A 16,314-nucleotide genomic window follows, 5' to 3' on the forward strand; every position below is an offset into this window, starting at 1 on the left:
GGAGCACAGATCCGGGAGCCTATGCGTTACTAGGTGACCGGATCGAGCACCGCGCAACAACGTGCTTCATCCGCGCAGGCAGCCAGAATCAGCGATAGACCGGCAGGCGAGTACACACAGCTTCCACCTTACCCCGAATCTCCGCTTCAACAGCCGCGGTATCTTCTCCCTTGGCCATGACGTCCAGCAGATCGCAGATCCAGCCTGCCAGGTCGCGACATTCCGTTTCACCGAAACCACGTGTGGTCACTGCCGGAGTACCGATACGCAGACCGGAGGTGACGAAGGGGCTCTGGGGATCACCAGGCACGGCATTCTTGTTCACGGTGATATGGGCACGACCCAGAGCGGCATCTGCATCCTTGCCGGTCAGGCCTTGCTTGATCAGCGACAGCAGAAAGAGGTGATCTTCTGTGCCACCGGAAACCACGTCATAGCCACGTTCGATGAACACACCTGCCATGACCTGGGCGTTCTTGATGACCTGCTGCTGGTATTCCTTGAATTCAGGCGCCATGGCTTCCTTGAAGCACACCGCCTTGGCGGCGATGACGTGCTCCAGGGGACCGCCCTGACCACCGGGGAAGACCGCAGACTGCAGCTTCTTCTCGATGTCGGCATCGTTTTCGGCAGACAGGATCAGGCCACCACGCGGACCACGCAGGGTCTTGTGAGTGGTGGTGGTGACGACATGAGCATGAGGCAGCGGAGTCGGATACAGGCCTGCGGCAACCAGACCGGCGATATGAGCCATGTCGACCAGCAGGTACGCACCGACTTCATCGGCGATTTCACGGAACTTGACCCAGTCGATGATCTGCGAATATGCAGAGAAACCTGCAATGATCATCTTCGGCTTGTGCTCGCGAGCCAGACGGGCAACTTCGTCATAGTCGATGCGGCCGCTTTCATCGATACCGTACTGAACGGCATTGTAGTGCTTGCCGGAAAAGTTCGGACGAGCGCCGTGAGTCAGGTGGCCACCTGCATCCAGGCTCATGCCGAGCACGGTATCGCCAGGACTGACCAGGGCCTGGAAGACAGCCCCATTGGCCTGGGAACCGGAATGAGGCTGAACATTGGCATATGTCGCACCAAACAGTTCATTGGCGTAATCGATGGCCAGCTGCTCAACGATATCAACGTATTCGCAACCACCGTAGTAACGCTTGCCCGGATAACCTTCCGCATACTTGTTGGTGAGCTGGCTGCCCTGAGCCTCCATGACACGGGGGCTGGCATAGTTTTCGGAAGCGATCAGCTCGATATGCGTTTCCTGACGAGCAACTTCTTTCTGCATTGCATCGAACAGGGCGTCATCGAAACCGGCAATCTTCATGTCGCGACTGAACATCGGCGGGCAAACCTCGCAGCTGGGGAAAAAATTCGGGAGGCCATGATAGCGCAGGCCATGCCGGCTTTCACTTGAAAGACCGTCATGAACTACCTCATGTTTTCTCATCTTGGCTTCAGTGATACTGAAGCATCCCCGATGCATCCATTCCCCGGCATGCATTCCTTCATCAGGTTCTGTGCCATTTTCTCGACAATGCCTTCCTCCTGATAAAAGAACCCCCATGGTCTATCGACCATGGGGGTTCCGTTCTTCCGGGAAGCCGTTTGCCGAGTTACTTCACATTGACCTGCATCTGCATGGCGGCAGGCAGACCCAGCGGGTCCTGGGCCAACTTGGGTGCTTCAGCGCTCGGTGGCAGCGCCAGGCTGACGGTCATGTCCTTGGCCTTGCCGTCCATCATCTGCACCAGACCGGAAAGCACCGCGCCAATTTCTGGTCCCATCATGGTACTCATGCCCTTGGCCTGGGTGCGAATCTGCTCGAGCCATTCATTTTCCGACACCCCCATGAGGGTCGCGGCGACGGGTGCAATACGCTCGAAAGCCCCCAGGTTGCTCAATGTCAGCGTCATATCTCCGCCTTGAGTGTCGAGTTCGGTCCAGTCCTCCAGGCTGGCAAAATATTCAGCAGGTTCTGCTCCCTTCGGCAAGGTCAGAGGTATACCCGCATCCAGACCGAAGCGCAGGGCATCCGTGGCGGTCATTTCGAACTGGCTATCCAACTGACCATTGGCGCCTTGAGCTCGCCAGGAGCCATCCATCTTGGCATCCAGATCCAGTTGACCACTTCCTCCCGTCAGCACATTACTCAGCATGCGCAGGTTGGTGCGCTCATCCACCGGGGCCAACTCGATCATCTTGCCCAGATTCAGGGACAGAGCTTCCATGTTGCCACTGAACTTGCCGTCGGCCAGGTCTCCCTCGCTGACCAGATGGCCCAGCGTCATGACTAGCTTGTCAGTCGCGATGTCCAGATCCTTGAGTTCGAGAGAATCAACAGTGGGCTTGTCTGTATCTATCCCTGTCAATCCGGAGAATGAGAGCGATGGCAGCATGATCGTACCAGCGCCGATATCACCAAAATCATCGCTTGTCGCACTGAGGTTGGATAGTGTCAGGCTGCCAATCGCCTGCTCGCTGAGGTCACTTGCATTGAGCTCATCAAGTTCAATGCGCCCCCCAGCCACACCAAAGGGAAGGTCCAGATCCACTGCTCCCTGGCTCTGGTCAAGAACCAGGCCCTTCAGGCTCACGCCCTTGAGCGGATTCTCTGCGGTATAGGGCAGATCTTCCAGGTCCAGCACGGCCTGCCCAGGAGAAGTGAATGTCATGCGTTCCATGGTCAAGGTGGCCTGGTCCTGCACCATGTTGACCCCTTCCAGAATGACTTCATCAGGATCTTCGTAGTCACCTTTGACAATATATTTGCCAATGGTCGTGGTACCGCCTTCTTCGTCGACCAAGCGCACTTGCTCAGCCGTGGTTGTCCCGCCCAGGAAGCTGTCTGACACCTTGGCGACCTTAAGCTCTCCCTGGCTGGACAGTTGCGTGCGCAGATCCTGCTCGAGCTGCTCGGCATCTGCCTGAGCCAGGCCCGGCATCAGCGCCACGCCCAAGGCTGCCGCTGCGACAAAGTTCAATCTGGACATGAAATTCAACCACCTCCCTTGTGAATGATGACAATCAACCAGCGCAAGCCGTAACGATGGTTTCATCGCCTGCCTAATGAATAATGTCATGGTTTGGCGACACCGACCATTCCTCAATGAAGAGGCGTTGCTTTCAGTTGACTTGTAGCCGTTCGACGAGTCTCATCGTCACTTCATGCAGCACCGCCAGTCGTGCCCGGCGCTTGTTGTTGGCATCAATCAGGCTCCAGGGCGCAGCGCTCTGGTGGGTGGCGGAAAACATGTCATCAATGGCCCGTTGATAGTCATCCCAACGAGTTCGGTTGCGCCAGTCATCCTCGGTCAGCTTGTGCTGCTTGTGAGGGGTAACGGCCCGCGCCTTGAAGCGCTTCAGTTGCACGTCACTGTCGATAGCCAGGAACAGCTTGACCAGCACGGTACCGTGGCGCAGCAGTTGATCCTCGAAATCCAGGATTTGCTGATAGCCGAGCTGCCACTCGGGTTCATCAATCAACGCTTCGACACGCTCCACCAGCACTCGCCCATACCACGAGCGGTCGAAGACCGTGACCGAGCCATCCTTTGGCAGGCGTTGCCAGAACCGCCACTGCCAGGGGTAAAGGAGCTCCTGTTCGGAAGGAGCCGCTATCGAGCAGACCCGATAGGTACGGGCGTCTAGCGCCGAAGTCAGGCGGTGTATGCTGCCCCCCTTGCCCGCGGCATCGTGACCTTCAAATACCACGACCACCGGTATACCTCGCCACACGGCTCTACGCGCCAGTTCGGCCAGGCGCGCCTGGGCACAAGCCAGCTGCTCACGATACTCGGCCTTGTCGATGGCACTGTCATGCCCGGTAAGGTCGGATAGCTGGGGCACGGCAGGCGCTATCGAGACTCGGCCGCTCGATGGTGCAGCGACCGTGGCCGTTTTGCTCGTCCCTTGCATGGCGACGATCATATGTTCGACTACAGGTGTCAGCAGGTCGTTGCCGGGTGAGGCATCCAGACACAGCCATGGGCTGTCATCGGTTGCGGTAGCCTTACGCAGTTGTTTGCCCAACTGTTCGATTACTCGATGCTGACTGTGGCGCTGCCATTTTTCCTCGGTGGCCTGCCAGCGAGTCTCTGGGTCTGCCTCCAATTCCGCCAGGTATTGCCCCTGAATATCGGCATCGATATCCAGCCATAGCTTGACCAGTGTGATGCCCGCTGCCCTAAGGTCTACCTCGAAGTTGGCTATTTCCTTCAGGTGATCAGCGAAAGCTCCTTCCCCCAGACGCCGAGCAGCCCCCGCGAACAAGGCATCGCCTACCCAGCCATGCACAAAGATTCCGATGCGCCCTCTGGCCGGGAGGCGGGTCCAGTAACGCCACCAATACGGGTGCCGACGATCCTCTTCGCTGGGCACCAGGGCCTGGACTTCGGTCAGGCGATTTTCCAGCCAATGATTGAGCCGATTGATCAACTGCCCCTTACCGGTACCGGCATGGCCAGTCACCAGCACCACTACCGCTCGGTCCTCGTTGCGTGCAAGCTCCAACTGAGCCGAGAGCAGTTGAAAGCGCAGCTTCTCCTGTTTCTTGCTGGACATACGCCCTCCTTGCCTCGAGCCACTGCTCGATCAAGTATCGCCCAACAGACCAAGACTCGCTGCAGGAGCCTGACGACGGATGTTGCGTGACAGCCACTGGCCGACACAGCCCAGCAGCAGTGCCGCCGATGGTGGCAGTGTGAGCCACAGTAGAGGATGCAATCTCGGCGGAAGATCGAGCCAGGCCAGGTAGAGTACAGCCGCCGCGACCTCAGCCAGCAACACAGCCAGCAAACCGGCAGCCAGCCCCATGACGGCAAACTCGGCCCACTGCACTCGAGCCATCATCTGCGATCCTGCACCGAAGACACGCAACAGCCCGCTTTCGTGAGCACGTACCGAATGACTGGCGACAAGTGCGGCATAGAGCACGCTGATGCCTGCCAGCAGAACGAATGCCAGCACCAGCTCCACCGCTCTGGTCACCTGGTCGAGCATTTCCCGCACCTGTCCCAGCAACACATCGACATCCAGGATCGTTACTCCAGGAAAGGCCTCGACCAGACCACCAAGAGGATTCGCCTGTCCTGCCGCCGACTCCAGCGGATCGAGATGAAAGGCAGTGATGAAGCTGTGCGCAAAACCATCGAGCACACCAGGCGGAAAGATGACATAGAAATTGGGCTGGAAGCTGTCCCAGTCCAGGTCTCGGATACTGGTGATCACGCCTGTCAGGGTATCGGCCCCCACCGAAAAGGTCAGGCGATCCCCCATTGCCAACCCTAGACGTTCGGCGAGACCACTCTCCAGAGAGATAGGTGCCTCTGATGACGTTCCGTTACCGACCCAGGAATGCCCATCGCCAGAAGCAGAGGCAGAATCGAACCAGTTGCCTTCCACCAGCCGATTACCCTCCGGCAGCGCATTGCTCCAGGTCAGGTTGAGCTCGCGCCGCAATGCATTGTCGCCTTGCGCTTCGGCAGGTACCGAGTCACGAGGTGGTTGCCCGTTGATCGCCACGATGCGTCCCCGCACCATCGGATACAAGTCACTGTGAGTATCCGAGATCTCGGCCAGTTGCTGTGCGAAGGCGTCGCGCTCGCCTGGCTGGATATTGATGGCGAAATGGTTGGGCGTGTCGGCAGGCAGTTGCTCCTGCCAAGTAGTGACCAGATCCCCCCTGACCAGGCTGATCATCGCCATGGCAAAGAAAGTGATGGCAAAAGCCAGTAGTTGACCAAGACTCAAGTTGCGTCGACGCGCCAGTTGCCGAGCACCAAGCTGCAGTGCATGCTGCCAGCCCTGACGGGCTCCATGCCCCAGCCGGGATACCAACCACATCAAGGCATCAAGGATAAGTCCACCTGCTCCCCACAACACCACCAGCGCCAGCAGGCCGCCAATGAGCAGGCCAAGCGCCAGACCGAGGCTGCCCGAATAAAGCCACATCAAGGCACCAAAGGAAGCGGCAGCTACCGCTACCATCATCCACGCCGATACCGGTAGCGGGTCCAGTTCCCGACGCAGTACCTTGAGCGCACTGACACGCCGCAAGCGCAATAGTGTCGGGCCGGCAAAGCCTCCCAACACAGCTAACGCGGTCAAGCCTCCCAGCCACAGCGGTAACCAGCCAGGTGGCGGTAGCTCCATCGGCAGAAAGGGTCGGATCAATGCCACCAGCAACGCCTGCCCAGCCAATCCCAACACAGCTCCCAGCAATGCTGCCACTACCGACAGCACCAACAGCTGCAGACCAAAGAGATACATCAAGGTCGCCTGTGAGGCGCCGAAGCAGCGCATCAATGCAGCACTGTCGAGATGGCGTTCGACATAGCGTCGTGTGGACAATGCTACGGCGACACCCGCCAGCAACACCGCTGCCAGGCCCGCCAGACTCAGATAGGTATCGGCACGCTCCAGCGCCGAGCCCAGCCGGGGCCTATCATGGCGTACATCACGTACCTCCACCCCCTCACGACGCAGACGTTCGAGCAACGGCGCCAGTTGCTCCACACTCTGTGCCGAACCTGCCGCCAGAATTTCGTACTCCAGCCGAGACCCCGGCTGGATGAGACCTGTCGCACCGAGGTCCGCAACATGCATCATGACCCGGGGATTCAGGCTGCCAAAGCCGGTCGACTGATCAGCCTCGCGCTCCAGCCAGGCACCCACCTTGAACTGAGTCTGTCCCAGTTGGAGCGACTCACCCAGTTCGATATCAAGCAACTGTCGCAACCTCGGCGAGAGCCATAGTTCTCCGCGCGCAGGGCCATGTTCGACTTCCTCGGTACCCTGGCCACGATCAATGCGCGAGCTGCCGTAATGAGGATAAGCCTGGTCCACGGCCTTGATGCTGACCGGCTGAAAGGCCTCTGCGCGGCTGGCCATGGAGACCAGGTCAACCTGATCGCTAAGTTGCATTCCCGCCTCGACCAGTTGCTGACGCAGCCCATCATCAAAAGGTGTTGACTGTTCCAGAACCAGATCGCCCCCCATCATCTGACCGGCCTGGCGTACCAGCCCACGCTCCAGACGATCGAGGAAAAATCCCATCATGGTCGAAGCCGCTACTGCCAGTATCAAGGCGATCAGCAAGGCACGTACATCCGCAGCACGCAGGTCACGGCGCAAGCTGCGCGCCACCAGGCCTCCCATCGCAGCGGCCTCCATCGACTGACGTCCCTTCATGAGTCCGTCTCGCTCATGTCCATGGCTTCAAGACGACCGTCGACCAATTGCAGACAGCGGTCGCAGCGCCGTGCCAGGGCATGGTCGTGGGTTACCAGCACCAATGTCGTCCCCTGTTCCTGATTGAGTTCGAACAGGGTCTGGATGATCCTTTCCCCTGTATGCGGGTCGAGATTGCCAGTCGGCTCATCGGCAAACACCAGTTCCGGCGAAGTAACAAAGGCACGAGCCAGGGCAACCCGCTGCTGTTCACCACCAGACAACTGGCGAGGCAGGTGGTCATGGCGCTGTGCCAGTCCCACCCGCTCCAGCCACTCACGAGCACGTTGCTCACGATGGTTCTGCATCGATAGCTCTGTCGGCAGCAGTACGTTCTCGAGCGCGGTGAGTGTCGGCAACAACTGGAAATTCTGGAACACGAACCCGACTCGGCCATTACGCAGGGCCGCGCGACCATCTTCATCCAACTCAGTCAATGACTCACCGAACAAGGACAGTTCGCCCTCGGTGGGATCGTCAAGTCCGGCAAGCAGCCCCAGCAGCGTCGACTTGCCGGCACCACTCTGGCCGAGAATGGCGACACTCTCACCAGCATGTACGACGAGCTCAAGCTCACGCAGAATGGTCAACACCCGCGAACCACTGGTCACACTTTTTGCCAGCCCTCTCGCAGCAAGGACAGCTTCTGCAACTGGGGAATGCACGTGGGGTGATGACGTTGAAAAAGGAGCCTTGGACATGACAGACGGTATCCCTGAAGTTGGACAGTTGCATCGACATCCGGGGCTGCACAGCCGCTGGCTGCTGATGATCATTGTGCTCTGCACTGCACTGTGGTCAAGCACCAGCATGGCCCAGACAAAGTCACAGCCTCCCACACTACTGGTAGTCGGTGACAGCCTCAGTGCCGCTTATGGCATCCCGCAAGAAACCGGTTGGGTCACACTGCTAAGCCAGAGACTCGACAGCCAGGCTCGGGTGATCAATGCCAGCATCAGTGGTGAAACCACCAGTGGTGGCGCCAGCCGTCTGGCTGGCCTGCTTGAAAAGCATCGTCCAGACATCGTGATACTCGAGCTGGGCGGCAATGATGGCCTGCGCGGCCTGCCCCCTCAGCAGATGCAGGCCAACCTGAACAGTATGATCGAACAGAGCCTGGCCAGTGACGCAGAGGTCCTGCTGGTGGGCATCGATATCCCGCCCAATTACGGCCAAGCCTACCGCGAGGCCTTCGGCCAGGTGTTCCAGAAACTCGCCGACGAATACCACTTGCCCTTGTTACCCTTCCTGCTCGACGGCGTTGCACTGAAGCCCGAACTGATGCAGGACGACGGCATTCACCCCACGGCCGAGGCTCAACCCCGCATTCTCGACAATGTCTGGGCCAGGCTCACGCCTTTACTGCGCGAGGCAGGCGTATCGCCCACCGATGCCCCTCAGGCAAAAGCGTATCAGGCAGAACCATCTTCCTGAGCAGGCGGTGTACGTTGGCACTGCTGCAAGCCCAGCCCCGACAGGATCAGTACCAAGCCGACCAGCGTAGAGGACAGGATCGGTTCTCCAATCACGAAGTGGAGCAGAAGTAATGAAACCGGAGGCGACAAGAAGATGAGATTAGACACCTTGGCGGTACGAGACACCTTGTGTACCGCCATTTGCCACAATACAAAGGCGACCCCCATCTCGAACAGGCCAACATAAACTCCCGCCCCCAGAGCGGTGATGCCATGCCACTCGAAGCCTGGGCCCATCAGCATCAGTATTGTCAGCACGGGAATGGCAATACTGAAGTTCTGCCACTGGGCCACCATGGGCGGACGTCGATCCCTGGCATTGAGCAACCAATACAATGCCCAGATAAGCGTGGAAACCAACGCTAGTACTACACCAAGGGCATCGGCAAACGTTACGCTGAACACTTGGCCTCGAGTGGCAATGACCCAGACACCAGAATACGCGACACCTCCTGCCAGCACGTCGACAGGGGTCAAGCGCTGCTTGAGGATAGGCACTGCCAGCAAGGCCATGGTCAACGCCCAGGTATAGTTGAGCGCCATGGCCTCCTGGCCTGGCAAGCGGTCGTAGGCGGCGAACAGCACCAGGTAGTAAGCCACCGGGTTCATCAGCCCGGCCCAGCATGCAGTCGACCAGCCATGCCTGAGTGCATTGCGCATCTGGCCACGGCGAATCACCAGTATTCCCATCAGTGCCCAGGACACCAGCGCTGCTACCCAGATCAGCTCCAATGGACTCATGTGGCCCAGAGCCACCTTGAAGGCAGTCGCGACGGTGGACCAGAGAGCAACCGCTCCCAGGCCATAGGCCATGGCCTGCCGGTCAGAATTCATGTTACATCCTTGTCAATGAGCTTCGAGCTTCGAGCTTCGAGCTTCGAGCTTCGAGCTTCGAGCTTCGAGCTTCGAGCTTCGAGCTTCGAGCTTCGAGCTTCGAGAGCCAGCCTATCTCCATGTCATTCACTGCGGGCAACGAACGACACGCTCCACCCACGTTCAGCGGTCGATATGCCCCAGATCTCGATCCGGTTCGATCACATCTCTAACCCGCTGCTTGAGTGTCTTGATGTCCGGAAAACCACCATCACGCTTGCGTTCCCACAACAACTGATCATCCAGCGTAATCTCGAAGCGACCGCCGTGTGAAGGCACCAGCGTCACTTCCTCAAGACCTTCTCCAAACGTGGAAATCAGCTCCTGGGCATACCAGCCGCTGCGCAGCAGCCACTGGCACTGTGTGCAAAAGACAATCTTGACCCGAGCCACTTGCGTCTCCCGTGAATATGAGTGGGCTAAATATGAATAGGGCTGCGATCATAGCAGGACACACGTTGCCTACCTCGATCAAACGAAATTTACGATTGTATTAATTTCCCTATTACTGGCTTGCACTTTTTCCATCCCCGACATATATAGCGAACAAGAACCTCGAGGATTCTGTTGGCGCTTTCTGGCCGCCAGCAATGGCAACGTTGATCGAAGTTGCGTTGTCAGTGGCGTTCCAGAAAGTGGGTATCGTGCGCTTCCCATTACGGAAGTGCTGAATAAATCGGCTGAGCGAGATGAAGCACAAGGCGCACGGAGCGCAACAACCGGAGCCTATGGGGTATAGGTGAGGATGGTGAGCACCGCGCACCAATTCGCCGGGAGCGAATTGGAACATCCTTCGGATGGCCCGAAGGGTAGCCGCCATGGATGGCGGGTATAGCCAAGTGATTCGCACGCGCAGACATTTATGCAGTGCTTCCCTCTGGGAAGCATGGCCATGGGAGACTTTCACATGAGCCGAGATTCTCTTATCGATGATAGTGATTTTGACCTTGATGACGCGGTAAACGATGACGAGTACACCTCTCGCAATCAACGCGCCAGTCGCACGGACACCCTGAAGGCCCGGCGTCGTGTCGAGGCCCTGCTGGAAGAGCGTCGCCTGAAGCAGGCCATTGATGATGACTGGGACTTCGATGAGGAGGATGAAGAAGAGTAGCACTATCGCGGCAGCCTCCCAGCAGCGATCTACCGCAACGGGAAGCACTGTCACGGTGCTTCCTGGGTAAGTTCTGTGAATGCTCTTGGGACAATTCTTGGGAAAGCATTGGCTTTCCACAACTGGCGTTTCCGTCCTCTGGGCTCTATCATCTTTGCCCTGTTCCGCGAACATCCAACTTTAGCGAACATCCAACTTTAGTGAGCTCACATGGCGCAATACGTCTACACCATGAACCGGGTGGGCAAGGTCGTGCCCCCCAAGAAGCAGATTCTCAAGGACATCTCCCTGTCCTTCTTCCCGGGCGCCAAGATCGGCGTGCTCGGCCTCAACGGTGCCGGCAAGTCGACCTTGCTGCGCATCATGGCCGGCGTAGACACCGAGTTCGAAGGCGAAGCCCGTCCGATGCCGGGAATCAACGTGGGCTATCTGCCTCAGGAACCCGAACTGGACGACACCAAGAGCGTGCGTGAAACGGTCGAGGAAGCACTGGGCGAGATCAAGGAAGCCCAGACCAAGCTCGATGCCGTCTATGCCGCCTATGCTGAACCCGATGCCGATTTCGATGCACTGGCCGCAGAGCAGGCCCGTCTGGAAAACATCATTCAGGCAGCCGATGCCCATAACCTGGACCGCAAGCTGGAAGTCGCTGCAGAAGCCCTGCGCCTGCCGCCCTGGGATGCAAAGGTTGTCCACCTGTCCGGAGGTGAGCGTCGTCGTGTCGCCCTGTGCCGCCTGCTGCTGTCCAACCCGGACATGCTACTGCTGGACGAGCCTACCAACCACCTGGATGCAGAATCCGTTGCCTGGCTGGAACGCTTCCTCCACGACTACCCGGGCACAGTGGTCGCCATCACCCACGACCGCTACTTCCTCGACAATGTCGCCGGCTGGATTCTCGAGCTGGACCGTGGTCATGGTATTCCCTTCGAAGGTAACTACTCCCAGTGGCTGGAAGCCAAGGAGCAGCGTCTGGAGCGGGAAGCCAAGCAGGAGGCCTCGCGTCAGAAAGCGATCAAGCACGAGCTGGAATGGGTTCGCTCCAATGCCAAGGGACGTCAAGCCAAGAGCAAGGCGCGCCTGTCTCGCTTCGAGGAAATGCAGTCTGGCGACTTCCAGAAGCGCAATGAGACCAACGAAATCTACATTCCGCCTGGTCCGCGCCTGGGTGACAAGGTCATCGAATTTCATGGTGTCAGCAAGCGCTTCGATGACAAGCTGCTCTACGAGGACCTGAACTTCAATGTACCGCCTGGCGCCATTGTCGGTATCGTCGGCGGCAACGGTGCCGGCAAGTCCACTCTGTTCAAGCTGATTCAGGGCAAGGAAACGCCAGATACCGGCGAAGTCGTCAAGGGCGAAACTGTCGACATTGCGTATGTCGAGCAGTTGCGTGATGCGCTGGACAACAAGCAGACCGTATGGGAAGCGGTGTCCGATGGCCAGGACATGCTCAATATCAACGGCTACGAGATGCCCTCTCGTGCTTATGTGGGTCGCTTCAACTTCAAGGGCAACGACCAGCAGAAGTTCCTCAGGGACCTGTCCGGTGGTGAACGGGGCCGCCTTCAACTGGCTCAGACTCTCAAGCAGGGCGCCAATGTGCTGCTGCTCGACGAGCCGTCGAACGACCTGGACATCGAGACGTTGCGTGCACTGGAAGAAGCCCTGCTGGCCTTCCCCGGCTGTGCCATGGTGATTTCCCACGACCGCTGGTTCCTCGACCGTATCGCCACTCACATCCTCGCCTTCGAGGGTGATTCTCAGGTGGTCTTCTTCGAGGGCAACTACACCGAGTACGAAGCCGACCACAAGAAGCGCGCCGGTGACGACACCCCTCACCGCATGAAGTACAAGCGCATTGATGCTTGAGGCGTCTCCCATGCAGGACTGAACATCAGTTCCTCAGCATGAGCTATGCAAAAACCCTCGCAGGAGACTCCTGCGAGGGTTTTTTGTCAAAGCGGGCTCAGATAGTGGCTCAGTCTTGCGCTTTATGGAAACTCACTGCATAAGAGGACACAACGTTTTCTCTATCTGCTGTTCGTTATCCGCACGAGGCTACTCATGGCTCCATCGCTGCTGCTTCACCCCATTCAGCTGTTCAAACGCTTCGCCAGCAGTATCGCCTACCTTCCGACCCTTGCAGCACTTGCCTATGGTACGCTGGCGCTGCTTGCGTTTATCGCGCCAGTATCCAGTGACGTTCTACCAGAAAGTATCCGGCAGTTGGGCCTGTCGAAGCCCGGCGCGGCCCAACCCCTGCTATTGGCCCTGCTTGGCGGCATGATTTCACTGATGGTATTCAGCTTCTCGATGGTCATGTCAGTACTGTCACAGGCGGGAGCCAACTTCTCTCACAAGCTGGTTTTCGGCTTGATTTCCGAACGCCACAACCAATGGGTTCTTGGTCATTATCTCGGCACCATCCTGTTCATCCTGATGCTGCTGATCGTGCCTCACGCTGCCAATGGGGATTTAGTATGGCGGTCTGCTGCGGTGTATGCTTCCTGCGCCATGGTGCTGCATTGCCTGGGGTTGTTCGTCTACTTCATCCACAATGTCTCGCAATCGATCCAGGTGGATTCCGTCATCAGCGGGCTGCACGCAAACACGCTACGCGCGATGAGGCGTCGACGCGATAATGAACAGGACGAGCGATGCCAACACCTCCCTGCCCCCACGATCACCCCCTCATCTTGCCACGAGATTGTCGCCCGTGAAGCAGGCTATCTGCAAAGTGCCAACCTGTTCGAGATGGCTTCACTAGCAGAGAGTATGGATGGCGTCGTTCATCTCGGTTTTCGGTTCGGGGATTACGTACTGGAAGGGCAGCCAATTATGCATTTGGAATGCAGCAAGGCGCCTGACAATGGCCGCCGCACGGATCTGTTGAACTGCCTCACCCAATTGAATGGCGAGTCTGTCGAGGAGCACTTCATACATGGCATGACGCAACTGATGGAAGTTGCCATCAAAGCGCTGTCACCAGGCATAAATGACCCGGGTACTGCACGCCTGTGCCTGCATCGCCTCACCGACCTCCTCAGCCATCATATGCACTGGCAACCCGCCAACTGCATTACTGACACATCAGGCAAGATACGCGTTGTCTGGCAGGCAGAATCCTTCGAGAGCCTGATACATCGCCTGCTGACTCCGATTCTCCAATACGGCCGCGAGGATCAGAGCATTCTGCTCGGACTGCTCAAGGCGGTTAAGTCTCTGTCATTGACAGCCAATCCGCAGCAGCTTGCAACGCTGCAGAACGTTGCAAACCGCATTGTGGAGAACCTGGAACAGCAAAGTACACATGAGCTCGACCGTCAGTTCGTCAATCAGCGTCTACAACAGGGCCTGCATCGGCTAAGCCTTCCCGCAAGCCTGAGCAAAGAGAGGCCAGTAGCGGAGCATACCTAGGAGCACAGGCTGTTCACACATCATAGATCTTCGGATCGTCTCTATTGGGGCGTGTCTTGAAGCGACGATGCATCCACAGATATTGCTCGGGAGAACGTCGAATGGCCTGCTCGATCACCTGATTGATACGCGTGGCGTCCGCGACTTCATCACCTGAGGGGTAGTTCTCCAGTGCTGGCAGATACTCCAGTGAGTAGGTGGTGTTATCCGGATTGCGATGGAAGATAAGCGGCATGACCGGCGCCCCTGTCATGCGAGCAATCTTGCCAGTGAGCTTGATCGAGGCAGCTTCAATGCCAAAGAACGGGGCAAAGACACTGGCATCACGGCCAAAATCCTGATCCGGCGAGTACCACACGTGGTGGCCGCCCTTGATACGGCGCACCACACCACGTAGATCATGACGATCAATGGACGTACCGAAAATGCCATTGCGGGCGCGTGTCATGAACTGTTCGAACAGCGCATTATCGTGGGGGCGATAGACCACATCCGCAGGAAAGAACAACGAATGCAGAGCACCACCCAGGTCCAGGGTCGAAAAGTGAATGCCGATGATCAGCGCTCCCTTGCCGGCTTCTTCCACCCTGGCCATATGTTCCTGGCCCTTGAAGGTCACCCGATGGCGCATATGTTCAGGATCGCGACACCAGCCCGTCGCTGTCTCGAAAATGCCGATGCCATTGGCAATGAAGCTATCCTTCACCAGTTGCGCCTGCGCTTCCTCATCCAGTTCGGGGAAGCATAGACGGATATTGGTCTCGGTGATCTGGCGGCGGCGCTTGGCAAAGCGCCAGGCCAGAAGGCCGACACTCTTGCCCAGGGCCAGCTTCACGCGCCAGGGCAACCAGGCGCTCACCCGCATGCCCGTGATGGCAAGCCAGGTGGGCCAATAGCGGGGATGGATAAAATGGTTTTTCTTTGGGGCGTCGGACATGCGCTCTCCGGCGGTCAGCATCATTATCTGAGCGCCATTGTAACGCTTAAGTTTTCCTTGGCGATAACGTTGGGAAACTCTGCATGAATGTCTGTGCTTTCTTAGCGATAGCGACTGGATCAGCCGATAGCGACTGGATCAGCGATAACGTCTGGGCACCCTCGGCAATATACCGGTCAACAGGGTGTAGCTGATGGTGTCGCAATAGGTCGCCACTTCATCCACCGATAACATCGTGCCATGGCGGCTCTTGCCCCACAGCACCACCTCACTGCCGATATCCGCTTCCGGCAGATCGGAGAGATCCACCGTGAGCATATCCATGGAAACCTTTCCTGCAATGGCAGTACGCTTGCCATCGACCAGCACTGGGGTTCCATCAACGGCATGACGGTCATAGCCATCGCCATAACCGCAGGCTACTACCCCAATACGTGCCGGTCCCTGAGTAACATAGCGCCCACCATAGCCAACCGGCTCCCCTTTCTCCAATTCACGCACAGCAATGATCTCACTGCGCAACGACATCACTGGTTGCAAACGACGACTCGCATCGCTGGACAGCTCCAGCGGATCGCTGCCGTAAAGCATGACCCCTGGTCGGTTCCAGGCACCATGGGCCTCGCTGTGGGCCAGGACCGCGGGGGAATTGGCCAGGCATGTCGGTGCAGCAAGACGCTCGGCCAGTTCCTGCAGCAGATTGAACTGGGACAGGAAATAGCGATCGTCCGCTATGTCGGCAGTCGCGAAATGGCTCATCAGATGCACATCCGTCACTTTGTCCGGCAACGACTGCAAGCGCTTCCAGGCCTGCTCTGCATGTTCAGGGCCAAAGCCAAGGCGGTGCATTCCTGAATCGACCTTCAGCCATACCGGAATAGGCTTGCGCGGACTGAAGTCCTGCACGGCCTGCAGCTGCCAATCGCTATGAATTGCCATGGACAACTCCAGGGCATCTACGGTTTCCAGCTCATCAGCGCTGAAAATGCCTTCCAGCAATACAATGGGTACCTTGATGCCTGCCTCGCGCAGCACTACCGCCTCTTCGATGGCAGCAACGGCAAAGGCCGGAGCCAGGTCTTCGAGAGCTCGTGCACAGTCCACTGCACCATGACCATAGGCATTCGCCTTGAGCACGGCCACGGAACGGCTGTTCGGGGCCAGTTCACGAGCCAGTTGGTAGTTGTGCCGCAAGGCATTGAGGTCGATGTCGGCTGTCAGTGGGCGAGCCATGGATAGTCTCCGCATGCACG

At 58.0% G+C, this 16,314-nt stretch carries 13 protein-coding genes; 4 read left to right on the forward strand and 9 right to left on the reverse strand.

The genetic code is table 11. The annotated features are described in order from the left end of the window. Nucleotides 1–88: 88 nt before the first annotated feature. The 5 genes from glyA to Q1K07_RS00795 all read right to left on the reverse strand — a co-directional run bounded on the left by glyA (nt 89) and on the right by Q1K07_RS00795 (nt 7,943). On the reverse strand, nt 89–1,354 hold the full coding sequence (glyA, locus tag Q1K07_RS00775) for a serine hydroxymethyltransferase (protein WP_300306303.1): 1,266 nt from the start codon (nt 1,352–1,354) through the stop codon (nt 89–91). Nucleotides 1,355–1,628: 274 nt separating this feature from the next. Then, nucleotides 1,629–3,005: a hypothetical protein gene (locus Q1K07_RS00780; protein ID WP_300306306.1), complete on the reverse strand. Its 1,377-nt coding sequence runs from the start codon at nt 3,003–3,005 to the stop codon at nt 1,629–1,631. A gap of 133 nt (nt 3,006–3,138) precedes the next feature. After that, on the reverse strand, nt 3,139–4,575 hold the full coding sequence (locus tag Q1K07_RS00785) for a hypothetical protein (RefSeq protein WP_300306309.1): 1,437 nt from the start codon (nt 4,573–4,575) through the stop codon (nt 3,139–3,141). Between the two features lie 30 nt (nt 4,576–4,605). Further along, entirely contained in the window at nt 4,606–7,203 is a 2,598-nt protein-coding gene (locus tag Q1K07_RS00790; RefSeq protein WP_300306312.1) for an FtsX-like permease family protein, read from the reverse strand. After that, nucleotides 7,200–7,943, reverse strand: coding sequence for an ATP-binding cassette domain-containing protein (locus tag Q1K07_RS00795; RefSeq protein WP_300306315.1), 744 nt, complete (start codon nt 7,941–7,943; stop codon nt 7,200–7,202). The genes Q1K07_RS00790 and Q1K07_RS00795 overlap by 4 nt, the downstream gene beginning before the upstream one ends. A gap of 109 nt (nt 7,944–8,052) precedes the next feature. Here Q1K07_RS00795 and Q1K07_RS00800 point away from each other — a divergent pair, with 109 nt between their 5' ends. Beyond that, nucleotides 8,053–8,676, forward strand: a complete 624-nt coding sequence (locus tag Q1K07_RS00800) for an arylesterase (protein ID WP_300306834.1) — start codon at nt 8,053–8,055, stop codon at nt 8,674–8,676. On the opposite strand, the gene Q1K07_RS00805 is transcribed toward Q1K07_RS00800, so the two are convergent. Together Q1K07_RS00805 and Q1K07_RS00810 are read right to left on the reverse strand one after the other, a co-directional pair. After that, nucleotides 8,655–9,551: a DMT family transporter gene (locus tag Q1K07_RS00805; protein ID WP_300306319.1), complete on the reverse strand. Its 897-nt coding sequence runs from the start codon at nt 9,549–9,551 to the stop codon at nt 8,655–8,657. The genes Q1K07_RS00800 and Q1K07_RS00805 overlap by 22 nt on opposite strands. Before the next feature lie 162 nt (nt 9,552–9,713). Beyond that, complete coding sequence (locus tag Q1K07_RS00810; protein ID WP_300306322.1) at nt 9,714–9,983, reverse strand: SelT/SelW/SelH family protein; 270 nt, start codon at nt 9,981–9,983, stop codon at nt 9,714–9,716. Between the two features lie 514 nt (nt 9,984–10,497). Here Q1K07_RS00810 and Q1K07_RS00815 point away from each other — a divergent pair. The 3 genes from Q1K07_RS00815 to Q1K07_RS00825 all read left to right on the forward strand — a co-directional run bounded on the left by Q1K07_RS00815 (nt 10,498) and on the right by Q1K07_RS00825 (nt 14,124). Then, the gene (locus tag Q1K07_RS00815; RefSeq protein WP_300306325.1) at nt 10,498–10,704 is read left to right on the forward strand and encodes a PA3496 family putative envelope integrity protein; all 207 of its coding nucleotides are present in this window, start codon (nt 10,498–10,500) and stop codon (nt 10,702–10,704) included. Between the two features lie 210 nt (nt 10,705–10,914). Continuing rightward, nucleotides 10,915–12,576, forward strand: coding sequence for an energy-dependent translational throttle protein EttA (gene ettA, locus Q1K07_RS00820; RefSeq protein ID WP_300306328.1), 1,662 nt, complete (start codon nt 10,915–10,917; stop codon nt 12,574–12,576). 195 nt (nt 12,577–12,771) lie between these two features. Continuing rightward, nucleotides 12,772–14,124: a DUF2254 domain-containing protein gene (locus Q1K07_RS00825; protein ID WP_300306331.1), complete on the forward strand. Its 1,353-nt coding sequence runs from the start codon at nt 12,772–12,774 to the stop codon at nt 14,122–14,124. A 13-nt stretch (nt 14,125–14,137) separates the two neighbouring features. Here Q1K07_RS00825 and lpxL read toward each other — a convergent pair whose 3' ends face one another. Further along, a complete protein-coding gene (lpxL, locus tag Q1K07_RS00830) occupies nt 14,138–15,061 on the reverse strand; it encodes an LpxL/LpxP family Kdo(2)-lipid IV(A) lauroyl/palmitoleoyl acyltransferase (RefSeq protein ID WP_300306334.1) in 924 nt (307 codons plus the stop codon). A gap of 138 nt (nt 15,062–15,199) precedes the next feature. Beyond that, complete coding sequence (gene alr / locus Q1K07_RS00835; RefSeq protein ID WP_300306337.1) at nt 15,200–16,294, reverse strand: alanine racemase; 1,095 nt, start codon at nt 16,292–16,294, stop codon at nt 15,200–15,202. Between the last annotated feature and the right edge of the window lie 20 nt (nt 16,295–16,314).

The sequence above is a fragment of the Halomonas sp. genome (assembly GCF_029263665.1).
Classification (GTDB): domain Bacteria; phylum Pseudomonadota; class Gammaproteobacteria; order Pseudomonadales; family Halomonadaceae; genus Halomonas.